Origin of the sequence: Streptomyces sp. YIM 130001, assembly GCF_003574445.1 — a bacterium.
Classification (GTDB): domain Bacteria; phylum Actinomycetota; class Actinomycetes; order Streptomycetales; family Streptomycetaceae; genus Streptomyces.
This window is the reverse complement of sequence record NZ_KZ984564.1, coordinates 40,978-56,780: the sequence shown is the minus strand read 5'-3', so window position 1 is coordinate 56,780 and position 15,803 is coordinate 40,978. Positions and strand designations below refer to the sequence as shown.

Annotated in this window: 14 protein-coding genes; 9 read left to right on the top strand and 5 right to left on the bottom strand. The window is 69.9% G+C overall.

What is annotated here, in order from left to right:
* The first annotated feature begins 28 nt into the window (after nucleotides 1-28).
* The 4 genes from pheA (at nucleotide 29) to DSC45_RS26960 (ending at nucleotide 4,206) form a co-directional block, all read left to right on the top strand.
* Entirely contained in the window at nucleotides 29-964 is a 936-nt protein-coding gene (pheA, locus tag DSC45_RS26975) for a prephenate dehydratase (protein ID WP_119294573.1), read from the top strand.
* Nucleotides 965-1,656: 692 nt separating this feature from the next.
* Nucleotides 1,657-2,934 carry a serine--tRNA ligase gene (gene serS / locus DSC45_RS26970; protein ID WP_119294572.1) on the top strand — a complete coding sequence of 426 codons (1,278 nt, stop codon included), beginning with the start codon at nucleotides 1,657-1,659 and terminating at the stop codon, nucleotides 2,932-2,934.
* Nucleotides 2,931-3,755: an HAD family hydrolase gene (locus DSC45_RS26965; protein ID WP_119294571.1), complete on the top strand. Its 825-nt coding sequence runs from the start codon at nucleotides 2,931-2,933 to the stop codon at nucleotides 3,753-3,755. The genes serS and DSC45_RS26965 overlap by 4 nt, the downstream gene beginning before the upstream one ends.
* Nucleotides 3,756-3,828: 73 nt before the next feature.
* Entirely contained in the window at nucleotides 3,829-4,206 is a 378-nt protein-coding gene (locus DSC45_RS26960) for a DUF488 domain-containing protein (RefSeq protein WP_119294570.1), read from the top strand.
* Nucleotides 4,207-4,536: 330 nt separating this feature from the next.
* On the opposite strand, the gene DSC45_RS26955 is transcribed toward DSC45_RS26960, so the two are convergent.
* From DSC45_RS26955 to DSC45_RS26935, 5 genes are all read right to left on the bottom strand, one after another.
* Complete coding sequence (locus DSC45_RS26955) at nucleotides 4,537-5,160, bottom strand: NADPH-dependent F420 reductase (RefSeq protein ID WP_119294569.1); 624 nt, start codon at nucleotides 5,158-5,160, stop codon at nucleotides 4,537-4,539.
* Between the two features lie 161 nt (nucleotides 5,161-5,321).
* On the bottom strand, nucleotides 5,322-6,041 hold the full coding sequence (locus tag DSC45_RS26950) for an ABC transporter permease (protein WP_119294568.1): 720 nt from the start codon (nucleotides 6,039-6,041) through the stop codon (nucleotides 5,322-5,324).
* A gap of 14 nt (nucleotides 6,042-6,055) precedes the next feature.
* Nucleotides 6,056-6,967, bottom strand: a complete 912-nt coding sequence (locus DSC45_RS26945) for an ABC transporter ATP-binding protein (RefSeq protein WP_119294567.1) — start codon at nucleotides 6,965-6,967, stop codon at nucleotides 6,056-6,058.
* 55 nt (nucleotides 6,968-7,022) lie between these two features.
* On the bottom strand, nucleotides 7,023-7,904 hold the full coding sequence (locus tag DSC45_RS26940; protein ID WP_119294566.1) for an ABC transporter permease: 882 nt from the start codon (nucleotides 7,902-7,904) through the stop codon (nucleotides 7,023-7,025).
* The gene (locus DSC45_RS26935; RefSeq protein ID WP_119294694.1) at nucleotides 7,901-8,926 is read right to left on the bottom strand and encodes an ABC transporter ATP-binding protein; all 1,026 of its coding nucleotides are present in this window, start codon (nucleotides 8,924-8,926) and stop codon (nucleotides 7,901-7,903) included. The genes DSC45_RS26940 and DSC45_RS26935 overlap by 4 nt, the downstream gene beginning before the upstream one ends.
* Before the next feature lie 383 nt (nucleotides 8,927-9,309).
* Between DSC45_RS26935 and DSC45_RS26930 the strand changes: the two genes are divergently transcribed.
* The 5 genes from DSC45_RS26930 (at nucleotide 9,310) to DSC45_RS26905 (ending at nucleotide 15,710) form a co-directional block, all read left to right on the top strand.
* Complete coding sequence (locus tag DSC45_RS26930; RefSeq protein ID WP_119294565.1) at nucleotides 9,310-10,161, top strand: M24 family metallopeptidase; 852 nt, start codon at nucleotides 9,310-9,312, stop codon at nucleotides 10,159-10,161.
* On the top strand, nucleotides 10,158-11,951 hold the full coding sequence (locus DSC45_RS26925) for an SDR family oxidoreductase (protein WP_119294564.1): 1,794 nt from the start codon (nucleotides 10,158-10,160) through the stop codon (nucleotides 11,949-11,951). The genes DSC45_RS26930 and DSC45_RS26925 overlap by 4 nt, the downstream gene beginning before the upstream one ends.
* 131 nt (nucleotides 11,952-12,082) lie before the next feature.
* Nucleotides 12,083-13,045 (top strand): MerR family transcriptional regulator, encoded by a 963-nt coding sequence (locus DSC45_RS26920; RefSeq protein WP_240434878.1) that lies wholly within the window; start codon nucleotides 12,083-12,085, stop codon nucleotides 13,043-13,045.
* Between the two features lie 566 nt (nucleotides 13,046-13,611).
* The gene (locus tag DSC45_RS26910) at nucleotides 13,612-14,559 is read left to right on the top strand and encodes an LLM class flavin-dependent oxidoreductase (RefSeq protein ID WP_119294563.1); all 948 of its coding nucleotides are present in this window, start codon (nucleotides 13,612-13,614) and stop codon (nucleotides 14,557-14,559) included.
* Nucleotides 14,560-14,774: 215 nt separating this feature from the next.
* Nucleotides 14,775-15,710 (top strand): HAD-IIB family hydrolase, encoded by a 936-nt coding sequence (locus DSC45_RS26905; protein ID WP_119294562.1) that lies wholly within the window; start codon nucleotides 14,775-14,777, stop codon nucleotides 15,708-15,710.
* Nucleotides 15,711-15,803: the final 93 nt, after the last annotated feature.

The window sequence follows — 15,803 nt, the reverse complement described above, 5'->3', positions numbered from 1 at the left end:
GTTCACTCGACGCCAGTAGGGACTACGCATGTCGGCGACTCGCTACACGTACCTCGGCCCGGAGGGCACCTTCACCGAGGCCGCACTTCGCAAGCTCCCGGAGGCGGCCACCCGGGAGCTGGTCCCGATGGTGTCCGTCCCCGCGGCCCTCGACGCGGTGCGCAGCGGCGACGCGGCCGGCGCCCTGGTGCCGATCGAGAACTCCGTGGAGGGCGGCGTCACCGCGACTCTCGACGAACTCGCCACCGGCGAGCCGCTGATGATCTACCGCGAGGTCCTCTTCCCGATCACCTTCGCCCTGCTCGCCCGGCCCGGCACCACGCTCTCCGACATCAAGACCGTGACCGGTCACCCGGTGTCCCAGCCGCAGGTGCGCAACTGGCTCGCCGCCAATCTGCCCGACGCGCTGTGGGAGTCCGCGGCCTCCAACGCCGACGGCGCGCGCCTGGTGCAGGAGGGCCACTTCGACGCCGCCTTCGCCGGGATCTTCGCGGCGGCCACGTACGGACTCGAGCCGCTGGTCACCGACATCCACGACGCGGAGAACGCGGAGACCCGCTTCGTCCTGGTCGGCCGCCCGGCCCGTCCCGCGGCGCCCACCGGTGCGGACAAGACGTCGGTGGTGATCTGGCTGGGTGAGGACCACCCGGGCGCACTGCTGGAGCTGCTGCAGGAGTTCGCGGTGCGCGGCGTCAACCTGATGCTGATCCAGTCCCGGCCCACGGGCGCCGGCATCGGCAACTACTGCTTCGCCGTGGACGCCGAGGGTCATGTCGCCGAGCGCCGGGTGGGCGAGGCCCTGATGGGGCTGCGGCGGATCGCGCCGAAGGTGCGCTTCCTCGGTTCGTATCCGCGGGCCGGTGTCGCGGTGTCCGACGTGACCGAAGCACGTGCCGGGACCACGGACGGTGAGTTCATGGCCGCGGCCGACTGGCTGGCCAGGGTGCAGGACGGCCGGTTCTGACCGGTCCTCGGCCGGCGGCCGGAGGCGAGGACGTTCCGGGGAGGGATGCTGGAGGGCTGACGACGGCCCGGCACCCCGGTCCTACCTGCGGATTTTCATTGTCCACAGGAGTTATCCACAGGGTCGGGTCTCGACCTGGGGACAAGTCGACACCAGAACGCGACTTGGTCGACAAATCGGCCTCTAGGCCTCAAGTCCCTCCACAGCCCCGCACGTCACCCTTCGTCAGCGCAATTCCATTGATCAACTCTTTGGGGCGAGCCACTTCCACTCGAAAGAGGGTGTCGCGCCGGTTTGATCCGGGAATTCTTCCCCTCGCATTCCGGATGCAGAATGATCACTTCCGGTATCCACAGATCTTGAACACAGCCTGTGGATAACTTTTCCGGGGTGGCGCACTTCTGTGGACAACGCACCGCCAAGTCGCCCTCCCCGCAAGGGAACCCGGTCAACACCCCGCCACCCGCGTGGCACGAACCGGGCATTCCCGGATGGCCATTGACCGCACCTCGGCAGCCCTCCGCCTCCGCGCGAGCACCTCGTACAGGCGGCCGGATTTCGCTCCGGAAGCAGCGACTTCGACCGCCCCCGGTGATCCGCAGACGTCTATTGAATTCGGCAAAAAGGGCATTTCCACGCACAAGGGAATATCAAGTCGAGGGCCGACCACCCGCACCGGTAGCCTTGACCGCGTGATTGACCTTCGCCTGCTCCGTGAGGACCCCGACCGTGTCCGCGCCTCCCAGCGCGCCCGTGGAGAGGATGTCGCCCTCGTCGACTCCCTGCTCTCCGCCGACGAGCGGCGCAGGTCGTCCGGCGTCCGCTTCGACGAGCTCCGCGCCGAACAGAAGTCGCTCGGCAAGCTCATCCCCAAGGCCACGGGCGACGAGAAGGCCGAACTCCTCAAGAAGACGGGCGAGCTGGCCGCCGCGGTCAAGGCCGCCGACGCGGCCAAGGACGAGGCCAAGGCCGAGACCGACGAGCTGCTGCTCCGCCTGGGGAACCTGGTCCACCCCGACGTCCCCGTGGGCGGCGAGGAGGACTTCGTCACCCTCGAGACGCACGGCACCTTCCGCGACTTCGACCAGGAGGGCTTCGCGCCCAAGGACCACCTGGAGCTGGGCACGGCGCTCGGCGCGATCGACGTGGAGCGCGGTGCGAAGGTCTCCGGCTCACGCTTCTACTTCCTGACCGGCGTCGGCGCCCTCCTCGAGCTCGCCCTCGTCAACGCGGCGATCGCCCAGGCCACCGCGGCCGGTTTCACGCCCATGCTCACGCCCGCCCTGGTCCGCCCGCAGTCGATGGCCGGCACCGGCTTCCTCGGCCAGGCCGCGGCCGACGTCTACCACCTGGAGAAGGACGACCTGTACCTGGTCGGCACCTCCGAGGTGGCGCTCGCCGCGTACCACATGGACGAGATCATCGACGCGGACCGACTGCCGCTGCGCTACGCCGGTTTCTCGCCTTGCTTCCGCCGCGAGGCCGGATCGCACGGCAAGGACACCCGGGGCATCTTCCGGGTCCACCAGTTCGACAAGGTCGAGATGTTCTCGTACGTGAAGCCCGAGGACTCCGAGGCGGAGCACCAGCGGCTGCTCACCTGGGAGAAGGAGTGGCTGACCGCGCTCGAGCTGCCGTTCCGGGTGATCGACGTGGCGACCGGCGACCTCGGTTCGTCCGCGGCCCGCAAGTACGACTGCGAGGCGTGGATCCCGACGCAGGGCAAGTACCGGGAGCTGACGTCGACGTCGGACTGCACCGAGTTCCAGTCCCGCCGCCTGGCGATCCGGATGCGGGACGAGCAGAAGGTCCGCCCGCTCGCCACGCTGAACGGCACGCTGTGCGCCGTACCGCGCACCATCGTCGCGCTGCTCGAGAACCATCAGCAGTCGGACGGTTCGGTGCGGGTACCCGAGGTCCTCCGCCCCTACCTGGGCGGCCGCGAGCTGCTCGAGCCGGTCGCGAAGTGACGGCTGCCCCCGCTCCCGCCGGAGCGTTCCCGTACCAGCTGATCGCCACCGACCTCGACGGCACGCTGCTGCGCGACGACCACACGGTCTCCGCGCGCACGCGTGGGGCGCTGGCCACCGCGTGCGCGCGGGGCGCCGCGCACATCGTGGTGACCGGCCGCGCCGTGCCGTGGACGCGGCACATCCTGGACGACCTCGGCTACGACGGGATCGCCGTCTGCGGCCAGGGCGCGCAGGTCTACCACGCGGGAGAGCACCGGCTGCTGACGTCGGTGACCCTGGACCGTCGGCTCGCCGGCCTCGCCCTGGACAAGATCCAGGCGGAGACGGGCCCCCTCGCGGTCGCCGCCAGCCGCGACGGAGTGGACGGCGAGGTGATCGTCGGGCCCGGTTATGACGTCGGGCAGGGCCCGCTTCCGGTCGTGGCCTTCACGGACTCCACCGACCTGTGGTCCGCGCCGCTCAACAAGGTCTACATCCAGCACCCGAACCTGACCGACGACGAGCTCGCAGCGGTCGCCCTGCGCATCGCCGGCGACCTGGTGAGCGTCACCATGGCGGGTCCCGGGGTCGTCGAGCTGCTGCCGCTCGGACTGTCCAAGGCGACCGGACTCTCGCTCGCCGCCCGCCGCCTGAAGGTCTCCGCCGCCTCCACGATCGCCTTCGGCGACATGCCGAACGACGTACCGATGTTCGGCTGGGCCGCGCACGGCGTGGCGATGGCCAATGCCCACCCGGAACTCAAGTCCGTGGCCGACGAGGTCACTTCGTCGAACGACGAGGACGGTATCGCGGTCGTACTCGAGCGACTGCTCGGCTGAACTCTGCTCGGGCCCGTCCCGCGGGGCGGGTTCTGCGGTGGCGTACCGCCGGGCGGCTTGGGAGCCTGGACGCATGACCGCGCGCCGTGCCTCGTCCCAGCCGCAGGTCCGTGTCCGGCGGGTCTACGAGCCCCCGTCCGAGGACGACGGGACCCGGATCCTGGTCGACCGGCTGTGGCCACGCGGCCTCAGCAAGGCCGACGCACACATCGACGCATGGCCGAAGGACGTCACGCCGTCGACGGAGCTCCGCCGCTGGTTCCACGGTCCCGACAGCGATTACGCCGAGTTCCGTCGGCGCTACGAGGCCGAGCTGGGCGCCGAGCCCGCCGCCTCCGCCCTCGAACATCTCCGCGAGCTGCTCGGGAAGGGCCCGGCGACGCTGCTCACCGCGGTCAAGGAACCGGAACACAGTCATGTCCCGGTACTTGTCGAGCAGTTGGAGTCCTGAGCCGCGCGGGATCTTCGCTGCCCAGAAGGTCCCGTACGTCAGGCGCGAAGGGCGGCCTCGGCGCGATGTGCGGCCGAGGACCACCCCCCGGGCGGCGCGCCGGGCAGCGGCTGCGACGGAGTGTGATGACCACTCCGGAGCCTGCCGCCTCGCGCCGCCCTGCCGGGAGCACGGCACGCCGCTGATCCGCGTCGCCGCGCTCCGCTCCCCCTCGGCGGACACCGTCGCCGGCGGCCGCTCGTACGTCCACTGTGCCGGGGACGTACGCCTGTTCGCCACCGAATTTCGCCGTGGCCGGCCGCGGGCTGCAGGGCGTGGGCCGCGTGGGCGTCACGACTCGGCGGCCGGTACCAGCCTGATGTTGAACGTGTGACTGTCGAGCGCGCCCGCGGCGGCGACGAAGAACAACGCGAAGTGCTCCTGCGCCCGCGCCGTCGCGATCCCGCCCAGGTCCACCCGGGATCCGGCCGGCCACCCGAACTCCGCGAGGAGCGTGTCGACCTGCTGCTTGGCGGAGTCGTCGTCTCCGGAGAGGAAGACGGAGCTCGCTCCGGCGAGCACCTGCGGGCTCACCATCACGGAAGAGTCCATCGTGCAGAGGGCCTTGACCACCCGAGTGCCGGGGAGTGCGGTCTGCAGCTGTTCCCCGAGGCTGAAGTCGACGTGGACCAGCTGCATGTCCTCGGTGAGGTCGATGGCGATGTCGAGCAGCACCTTGCCGGTCAACGGGTCGCGCAGGGTGGGCAGGAGGGCCAGTGAGGCGTTGCCCCCGATGGCGTTCACGACGATCTCGCCGTGGGCCGCCGCGTCCGCCACCGGGACCGCCGGCAGGTCGAGCTCCTTGCGTCTGGACTCCGCGTCGCGCGAGCCGTATCTGACGTCGTGGCCGGCCGCTTGCGCTCCGGCGCCGATCGCGCGGGCCACATTGCCTGTTCCGAGAATTCCGATCCGCATGCGGACGACGCTAGGGCGGCCGCGCCGGGCCCGGATCGGCCTCGGGTACGGGATGGGCCGGGACGTCCGACGTACGTCCCCGGATCGACCTCTACGCGCGCGTGGAGGCCGAAACCGCCACCACGCGCGCGTACATCGTTCTCACCGAAGGCTGTCGGCGCTCACTCGTCCCCGGCGAGCGTCAACGTGCGGAGCTTCTGTCCCGCGTACCAGGTGGCGAGCACGGTCACCCCCACGAGCAGGACGACCGCGAGCGGCAGTCCCACATCGGAGCTGACCAGGTCACCGCCGGACACCTTCTGGGCGACGGCCAGGGACCACTGCTGCACGCTCAGCGTCCTGGCCCCGGCGACGAGCGAGCCGAACAGCGACTCCCACACCAGCGCGTACACGAGCCCGAAGACCACGGCGTGCTTGCTGACCGTGCCGAGCAGCAGGAACAGGGCGGCGTACGCGATCGATCCGACGAGGGCGGCGATCGTGTAGGCGATGGCGACCTGTTGTCCGTTGCCGTTGAGGATCATTCCGGCGATGAACGTGGGTACGGCCGAGAAGACCATCGTCACGGCGATCGCGACGATCAGCTTGGTGACGATGATGGTGGGCCGCTTGATGGGTTTGGCCAGGAGATACACGACGGAGCCGTCGTCGATCTCCGGCCCGATGGCGCCCGTACCGGCGATCACGCCGATCAGCGGCACCATCGTGGCGAGCGCGAAACCGCCGAGCACGTCGGCCGCGACCTGGTCGTCGGCACCGCTGAGCGTCCGGACCGCGACGGCGATCACGATCAGCAGGGCGGGCAGTGAGAACAGGATCAGCGCGCGACGGCGGCCGAGCAGGGCCCGGTAGGTGAGCCGGGCGACTGTGGGGTCATACATGTCAAAGGCTCCCTTCAGGCCGCGACGAGGTAGGAGAAGACCGACTCGAGGGACTCGTCCGAGGGCGAGACCGTCAGGAGACGGATGCCGCGGTCGCGTGCGACCTGGGGCAGCAGTTCGGTGAACCGGCCGAAGTCGACGGCCTGGACGAGCAGCGCACCCTCGGTCAGATCGACCTCGATGCCCGCGGTCGACGGATCGGCGATCAGAGCGGCGGCGAGAGCACGGTCGTCGCTGGAGCGCACCAGATAGCGGTGCGGACGGTCCGTCATGAGCCGCCGGATCCGCCGGAAGTCACCGGACGCGGCGTGCCGTCCGGCCACGACCACCTCGATGTGCGAGGCGAGTTGCTCCACCTCCTCCAGGATGTGCGAGGAGAAGAGCACGGTACGACCCTCGTCGCCCATGCGCCGCAGCAGCTCCATGAGGTGCATCCGCTGGCGCGGGTCCATGCCGTTGAACGGCTCGTCCAGCAGCAGTACCTCCGGGTGGTGCACCAGGGCGGAGGCCATCTTCACGCGCTGCCGCATGCCCTTGCTGTACGTGGAGATCTTGCGGTCCTGCGCGTACTCCATCTCGACGGTGGACAGCGCGTTCTCGGCGGCCTTCTTGCCGAGTCCGTGCAACTCGGCGTTGGCGACGACGAATTCGCGCCCCGTGAGGAAGTCGTACATCGCCTCGCGCTCGGGGACGATGCCGATCTGCCGGTAGATCTGCTCGTTGCGCCAGATCGGCTTCTCGTCGAGCGTCACGGTGCCTGTCGAGGGGGCGAGGAATCCGCCCATCATGTTGATGAGGGTGGACTTGCCCGCTCCGTTCGGCCCGAGCAGTCCGGTGACACCCGGCCCGATCGTCATGGTGACGTCGTTGACCGCCACCACATTGCCGAACCAGCGGGAGGTGTGGTCGATACGGATGGTCGTCATGGGCGCGGCCCGTTTCTCCGAGTGCGGGTGGTGGCGTGCTGGCGGGGTCGCGGCATCACAGGCCGACCTTCCGGTAGCGGCGCATCAGGGCGGCGTACGAGCCGGCGATCAGGGCGAGTACGACGAGCAGGTAGACCACGCCCTGCCCGGCACCCGGTCCGTAGCCGCCGGGGAACGACGAGGAGGCCCCGAGGAACGCGGTCTGTACGCCGTCCACGAGAGTGATCGGCGAGAACAGGCCGAGCCACGACACGGCTCCGGTGGAGTCCTGGTCCCAGGCGATGGCCTGCAGCGTCGACACCGCGCCGTACGAGATGGTCATGATGGCGATCACGGCCGCCACACCGAACCCGCGGCGCGGGGTGAGCGCGGCCATCACCAGGCCGAGCCCGGCGAAGAGCAGGGACAGCAGTGCCACGGAGACCAACCCCTGTGCGAACCCCTTGGTCTGGTCCGCGAAATCCATCTTGGCGAGCAGCGAGCCGACGTAGAGCACGACGACCGGTGCGGCGGTCAGGACGAACAGCGCGGAGGCCATGGCCGCGTACTTGGCCAGCACGTAGTCGACACGCTCGATGGGCCGGGAGAAGTACAGCGGCACCGTCCTGAACCGCAGGTCACGGGAGACCGACTGGGGTGCCTGTGCGGCCAGGAACAGGCCGATGACGGCCTGCGTGACGACGGCGTAGCGCGTGTAGTCCAGCGGCAGGCTCTTGAGGTCCGTGGCCACGGCCACCGCGACGATGATCGCCGCCGGCACGCACATCACCGCGAACAGGATCATCGGCAGGACCTTGGACTTCGCGGACCGGCCGAGACCGTAGGCGCCGCGCAGGGACTGCGAGTAGAGCGAGCGGCGGGCGTAGGCGCGACCGAGACGGGGACCGTCGTAGTCGCGGTAGCCGATGTTGTGGATCCGGGTCGTTTCGGTGGTCATCGTGCGCTGGCCTCCGCTGCCTGGTCCGCCGCGGCGGGCCCTCCGGGTGGGGCGGTGGTCCCCGCGGGCGAGGCGTCCGTGGCCTCGGCCGCGTCCGTGCGGAAGACCTCCGCGATGTGGTGACGCCGCTGCTCCATGCGCACGAGGCCGAGGCCGAGACCGGCCACGGTGTCGCGCACGACGTCGTAGGTCTCCTCGCCCGTCGCCTCGACGAGCAGGATGTGGCCCGCGCCCGGCAGACCGTCCTCCTCGCGCGCGTGGACGCTGACTCCCGCCGTGGTCAGCCGCTCGCGCAGGGCGGCGGTGCCGTCCGGGTGTGCGTCGGTGTCGGTGACCTCGACGGCGAGCGTGCCCATCGCCTGGGTGAAGTCGCTGGTGGAACTGGAGCGCAGCAGCGTTCCGCCGTCGATGATGACGACGTGGTCGCAGGTCCGCTCCAGCTCGCCCAGCAGGTGCGAGGTGACCAGCACGGAGATGCCGAAGTCGGTGTGTACCCGGCGGATCAGGGCGAGCATCTCGTCCCGGCCGACGGGGTCGAGGCCGTTGGTCGGCTCGTCCAGGAGGACGAGCTCGGGGTCGTGGACGAGCGCCTGGGCCAGCTTGACCCGCTGCTTCATGCCCGTCGAATAGCCGCCCATCGGGCGGTAGCGCTCCTCGTAGAGGCCGACGTGCCGCAGCGTGTCGGCGGTGCGCTCACGGGCGGCGGTCGGTGGCAGGCCCGACATCCGCGCCATGTGCACCACGAACTCGGTGGCCGAGACGTCGGGTGGCAGGCAGTCGTGCTCGGGCATGTAGCCGACGCGTTCACGGATCTCGGATCCCTTGGTCGCCACGTCGAGCCCGAGTACCTCGGCGCGCCCCTCCGTAGCGGGAGACAGGCCGAGCAGGATTTTGATCATGGTGGACTTGCCGGCTCCGTTGGCACCCACCAGGCCGGTCACGCCCTGGCCGATATCCACGGAGAGCCGGTCGAGAGCGGTCACCTTGGGGAACCGCTTGCTGAGGCTTTCGGTCGCGATCACAGTCACGGCATCGACGTTAGTGGCGTCCGCCACACCGGTCGTCAACCCAGATGCTGGCTTGCGTCTCAGACTTGGGGCGTACGGGCCCGTAGGGGTCGTCCCAGGGACGGACGGGGTCGCCCGGCTCTTTCCGAGGAGTCGTTCTGCCTTCCTCGGGTGGCGGCGGGCTTCCTCGGCGTTCTTCCTCGGCGTACTTTCTCGGCGCTCGTCCTCGGCGCTCGTCCTTGGCGCTCGTCCTTGGCGCTCGTCCTCGGGTGACGGCGTTATCCACATCAGCCGGGTTTTCCACAGGCAGTTGCGCACCTCTTGACGCAGCCGTCGGCCATTGTCACATTCATCAGTGTCAAGTTACGAACACGTAGCGCACAGGGACGGAAGGTGGCATGACCCCAGCAGTCGACAGCCAACTCCGCACGGATCTCCGGGGATTCAGAGCCGTGCAGCGCCTCGCCTACGAGTGCGCGGAATCGGTCGCGGCCCGCCTCAGGCCGGGCGTCACCGAGCGCGAAGCCGCCCGTATGCAGCGCGACTGGCTCCGCGCCCGCGGAGTGCGCGACTGGTTCCACCTGCCGTTCGCCTGGTTCGGCGACCGCACCGCCTTCACCGGCTTCCGCGTACCGCTGCAGTTCTTCCCCACCTCCCGCCGGCTCGAGCCCGGCATGCCCTTCATCCTCGACATGGCCCCGATCCACCAGGGCTTCACCGCCGACATCGGATACTCGGGCTGCCTCGGGCTCAACCCCGTGCACGACCGCCTCCTCCTCGACCTCGAGGCGCACCGCGACCTGATCCTGCGCGAAGTCCGCGAACGCCGCCCCCTGCGCGAGATCTACCGGGACGTGGAACGCCTGATGAGACACCAGGGCCATCTCAACCGGCACCGCGCCTACCCCTTCGGTGTCATCGCCCACAAGGTCGACCGGGTCCGCGAAGGACGCTGGTCACCCACCGTCCTCGGCTTCGGCACCCACGCCCTCAAGGGTCTCGCCGGCGACGCACTGCACGGACACCGGGACGGCTGGTCCCCGCTCTGGAGCCCCTACCGCTTCTCGGACCATCCGCCGCAGCCGGGCCTGTGGGCGGTCGAACCCCATCTCGGATTCCGCGGCACCGGCGCGAAGTTCGAGGAACTCCTCGTCGTCACCGATTCCCGCGACCCCGAGCAGAGCGCCTTCTGGCTCGACGACGACCTTCCGCACGTACGGCGCTGGGCCGAGGAAAGGACTGCCGCATGAGTCTCCAAGGAGCGCGAGAGCGCTGGGTCCGCACCGGCGGAATCGACCTGTGCATCGTCGAACTCGGCGACCCCACTCACCCCACCCTCGTCCTCGTGCACGGATACCCCGACTCCAAGGAAGTGTGGTCCGAGGTCGCGGACCGCCTGCGCGACGACTTCCACGTCGTCCTCTACGACGTACGCGGACACGGCCGCTCCACCCCACCGACACCGCTGCGCGGCGGATTCACCCTCGAAAAGCTGACCGACGACTTCCTCGCGGTGATCGACGCGGTCAGCCCCGACAAACCCGTTCACGTCGTCGGCCACGACTGGGGCTCGGTGCAGTCCTGGGAATTCGTCACCGTCAAGCGCACCGAGGGCCGGATCGCCTCCTTCACCTCGATGTCCGGACCGTCCCTCGACCACTTCGGCCACTGGATCAAGAAGCGCATGTCCCGACCGACCCCCCGCCGGGCCGGCCAACTCCTCGGCCAGGGCGCGAAGTCGTGGTACGTCTACATGCTGCACACCCCGGTCCTGCCCGAACTCGCCTGGCGAGGGCCGCTCGGCACCCAGTGGCCCAAGATCCTCAAGCGCCTGGAGAAGGTAGCCCCCGGGGACTACCCGACCGAATCACTCCGCGAGGACGCCGCCCACGGAGCCTGGCTCTACCGGGACAACGTCCGCGCACGCCTCAGCCGCCCCCGCCCCGACGCCTACGCGCACGCGCCGGTGCAGCTCATCACGCCCACCGGCGACAGCTTCCTGTCCCCGCGGCTCTACGACGAACTCGACCGCTGGGTTCCGCAGCTGCTCCGACGCCAACTCGCCGCAAAACACTGGGCACCCCGAACCCGCCCCGACCAACTGGCTTCCTGGATCGCCGACTTCGCCATCCGCCACGAGGACCTCGGCCCCGGCGGCACATCGGCCACGACCGGAGCGACCACCGCCCGCCCCGGTTCCCGGGCCGCCTCCCACGCGGAGCACTTCGGCGGCCGGCTGGTCCTGGTGACCGGCGCGGCCAGCGGCATCGGACGGGCGACCGCCTTCGCCTTCGCCGAAGCGGGCGCCCGGGTGATCGCCGTGGACCGCGACGCCGACGGAGTCGCGCGCACCGCGGACCTCGCCCGGCTGGTCGGGGCCCCCGAGGCCTGGGGCGAGACCACGGACGTCAGCGACGAGCAGGCGATGGAGAAGCTCGCCGAGAAGGTCTCCGCCGAGTACGGCGTGGTGGACGTCCTGGTGAACAACGCGGGCATCGGCCTGTCCGGCTCCTTCTTCACCACCACGTCCGAGGACTGGAAGAAGGTGCTCGACGTCAACCTGTGGGGCGTCATCCACGGCTGCCGGATCTTCGGTCGACAGATGGCCGAGCGCGGCCAGGGCGGCCACATCGTCAACACAGCCTCGGCCGCGGCCTATCAGCCCTCCAGGGCACTTCCCGCGTACAGCACATCGAAAGCCGCGGTACTGATGCTCAGTGAATGCCTGCGCGCCGAACTGGCGAGCCAGGACATCGGCGTCACAGCCATCTGCCCCGGCTTCGTGAACACCAACATCACCGCGACGGCACGCTTCACCGGAGTCGACGACGCGGAGCAGACGCGCCGGCAGCGCCGCTCCTCCCGCCTCTACGGGCTGCGGAACTACCCGCCGGAGAAGGTCGCCGACGCGATACTGCGGGCGGTCGTCCGTAACGACGCCGTGGTCCCCGTGACCCCCGAGGCGCGCGGAGCCCGCTTCATGTCCCGCTTCGCGCCCCGTGCCCTGCGCGCCGTCGCCCGTACGGAGCCACCGCTGTGAACGGGGAGATTGCGGGAGTCGCAGCCGACGCGGACAAGGGGCAGCCTGTGGAGTTCGGTTCGGCGCCTGACGGGGCGTCTGACCGGACGTCGACCTCGGGGTCCGGGGGCGCGACGGCGTACGAATACCGGATCGAGGATCTGGCGCAGCAGAGCGGTGCCACGGTTCGTACTATCCGCGCCTACCAGGACCGCGGCCTGCTGCCTCGGCCGGAGCGCCGGGGCAGGGCGAACGTCTATGGGGCTGTCCACCTGACCCGACTGCACCAGATCGCGGACCTGTTGGAGCGTGGATACACCTTGGCCTCCATCAAGGAGCTGTTGGAGGCGTGGGACACGGGACGTGGTCTCGGTGGGGTACTCGGCCTCGCTGCAGAGGTCGCCGGACCTTGGTCGGACGAGAAGGCCGATCGCATCACCCGTTCCGAACTAGCCGCTCGATTCCGGAATCTGACGGGCAGTGAGGCAGCTGCGGGCGACAAGGGGACACAACCGGAGGAAGCGCGACTGGACGAGTCCGCTCTGCAGGAGGCGATCGCTCTGGGAATCCTGGAGCGCGCGCCGGGAAAGGACGACGAGTTCCTGGTACCGAGCCCTCAAGAGCTTTCCGTCGCCGTGGAGTTGCATGCGGCAGGTGTTCCGCTCAGTGCAATCTCCAGCCATCTAAGGGAGTTGAGGGGGCAGATGGAGCATATTGCCGCCCGATTCCTGGAGTTCACGACCGAGCATGTCTTCGCTCGCTACCTGGGACACTCGCCTCCGTCCGACGGCGAAGCGGCACAGGCGGCCGCGCTCGTACGGCGCTTGCGACCACTCGCACAGCACACGGTCGATGCCGAACTTGCCAGAGCCATGCGTAAGTTCGCCAACCATCACCTCCATCGCCACTTGGGGGCGACGGATGTTCCGACGGCCAGCCTGGATCACCGTGTCCCCTTGCCGGCCTCGACGATCCATGCGGTAAATCAGCTAGTTGGGAGCGAGAACGCGCCACGCTTCATCGCCCTCGCTGCCGAACGTGAGGTGGCTGCAAGGACTTTGGATGCTTGCGTTCCAAGTACAGGCCAGACAGAGGGAATTGACCAAATACCCTAAATTGGACGCCAGTTGTCCACAGTCGATCCAAGTAGCCTGTGGATAACTCGGGTTGGCTGTGGATCATGCCTAACTCAGGTAAAAAATCGGCGACTTACTGCTCGAGCGTGCCGGAAGCCATTGACGTCTGACGACGGATGATTTCGGCCAGAGCGAAGAACGAGGAGGACACGACACAAACGAGACCGCGCCGCGGCGAGGCGGCTGGCGGCTGGCGGCTGGCGGCTGGCGGCTGGCGGCTGGCGGCTGGCGGCTGGCGGCTGGCGGCTGGCGGCTGGCGGCTGGCGGCTGGCGGCTGGCGGCTGGCGGCTGGCGGCTGGCGGCTGGCGGCTGGCGGCTGGCGGCTGGCGGGCGATGTTGAGGGCTCGGGCCGACGGGGCGCAAGTGGATTCGCTGTGGGGACCGGCGGGCGAGTGGGCTGCACGGGGCGCGGCGGGCTGCCGGTGACGGCACAGGCGGCGCGAGGGGAGGAGGGGTGGGGAGGGGGCGGGGGGGAGGGCCCCCGGGAAGTCGGGAAGCGAGTAAGCCGCCCCACCCAAACATGCGCCCCACCCCCCTCCCCCCATATGGTCGGCCCCATGCGTCTGAGCACCGTGATCCTCCCCGTACGCCGCTGGACCGACGGCGGGCGCGCGCAGTGGCAGCGAGCCGAGGAGCTCGGGTTCCACGCCGCGTACACCTATGACCACCTGTCCTGGCGGACCTTCCGGGACGGGCCCTGGTTCGGCGCCGTGCCCACCCTGACCGCGGCCGCGACGGCGACCAGTCGCCTGCGCCTCGGCACCCTGGTCACCTCGCCCAACTTCCGGCACCCGGTGACCCTCGCCAAGGAACTCGTCTCTCTCGACGACGTCTCGGACGGCCGCATCACACTCGGTATCGGCGCCGGCGGCAGCGGTTTCGATGCCACCACCCTGCTCGGGCGCGACGAAACCCCGTGGACGCCACGCGAACGGGCCGACCGCTTCGGTGAGTTCGTCCCCCTGCTCGACCGTCTGCTGCGCGAGCCCACCGAAGTGACCCACGAGGGCACCTTCTACTCCGCCACCGAGGCGCGCAACGTCCCGGGCTGTGTCCAGCGTCCACGCCTGCCGTTCGCGGTTGCGGCGACCGGTCCGCGCGGGCTGAAGCTGGCCGCGCGGTACGGCCAGGCCTGGGTCACCACCGGTGACCCGAAGCTCTACGAGACGGGCACCGTCGACGAGTCGCTGGCGGCGGTGCGAGCGCAGGGCGAGAAGCTGTCCGCGGCCTGCGACGCGATCGGCCGGGGCCGCGATGAGCCGTCCCGTTTCCTGCTGTCCGGGTTCACCCCGGAGTTCCACCCGGCCACGGCCGCGCGGAACGGGCACCCGCTCTCCTCCGTGGACGCCTTCGTCGACTTCGCGGGTCCGTACGCGGAACTGGGGTTCACCGAGATCGCCGTGCACTGGCCGATCGCGGACTCCGTTTTCGCCGCCGACGAGAAGGTCTTCGAGCGCATCGCGACCGAGGCCGCCGGCCAGCTCAACCGATAGCCGCACCCGCCCCACCGACCGCCCCCGCGCACCTCCCCGACCCCCGCACGTCGCGCCCCCGAGCACCTCCCGCACCCGCCGCGATTCCCACCGCCCGGCCGCGGACCGCCGCACCGGCACCCCTCCCTGCGCCCGCCCCTCCTCGCGCCCCCACACGGCGCTCCATGGCCGAAAAGAACTCAGGTGTGCGCCCTCCCGCACACCCGTGCTGGCATATGCGGGAGAATGACCCGGTGACCTCCGAGCCCGCACGCCCTCCGGCCCCCGCCCGCCCGATCCGTCTGATCGCCACGGACCTGGACGGCACGCTCCTGCGCGACGACAAATCACTGTCCGAGCGCACGGTCGCCGCGCTCGCCGCGGCGGAGACGGCCGGAATCGAGGTCTTCTTCGTCACCGGCCGCCCGGCCCGCTGGATGAACGTCGTCAGTGACCACGTGCACGGCCACGGCCTCGCCATCTGCGGCAACGGAGCCGCGGTCGTCGACCTGCAGGACGGCCACGTCAACCACCGTTTCGTGAAGATCAGGGCCCTGGAGCGTGAGGCCTCGCTGACTGTCGTGGACGCCCTGCGCACCGCCGTTCCCGGTACGTCCTTCGCCGTCGAACGGGCCGGCGGCATCCACCACGAGCTCACGTACCCGCCGATGCACCTGGACGCGGCCGCCTCGATCGCGCCCGTGGAGAAGCTGCTCGCCGAGGACTCGGACGTCGCCGATCAGCCGGTCCTGAAGCTCCTCGCGTACCACCCGGAGCTCGCGCCGGACGCGTTCCTGCAACTGGCGCGCGAGGTGATCGGTGACCGCGCCGGAGTCACCCGCTCGAGCCCGACCGCTCTTCTGGAGATCAGCGGACCGGGGGTGTCCAAGGCGAGCACGCTCGCGCTGTGTTGTGCCGAGCGCGGTATCGGCCCGGACGAGGTCGTCGCCTTCGGTGACATGCCGAACGACGTGGAGATGCTCACCTGGGCCGGTGAGTCGTACGCGATGGGCAACGCTCACCCGGACGTGATCGCCGCTGCCTCCGGCCGCACGGTTGCCAACAACGACGACGGTGTCGCGGTCGTCGTGGAGCGGATCGTGGCCGAGCAGATCGGCGACCGGGTCGTCCGCCGCGCCGCCGACTCCGACGGCGTCGGCGACATCGCCTGAAGAAACGTCACACCAGGAGGCGGCCCGACCGCGTCGGCCAAGGCCCGCACCTCGCAGGAGGACCACAGCACGGCCGCTCGACGGCAGGTCGCA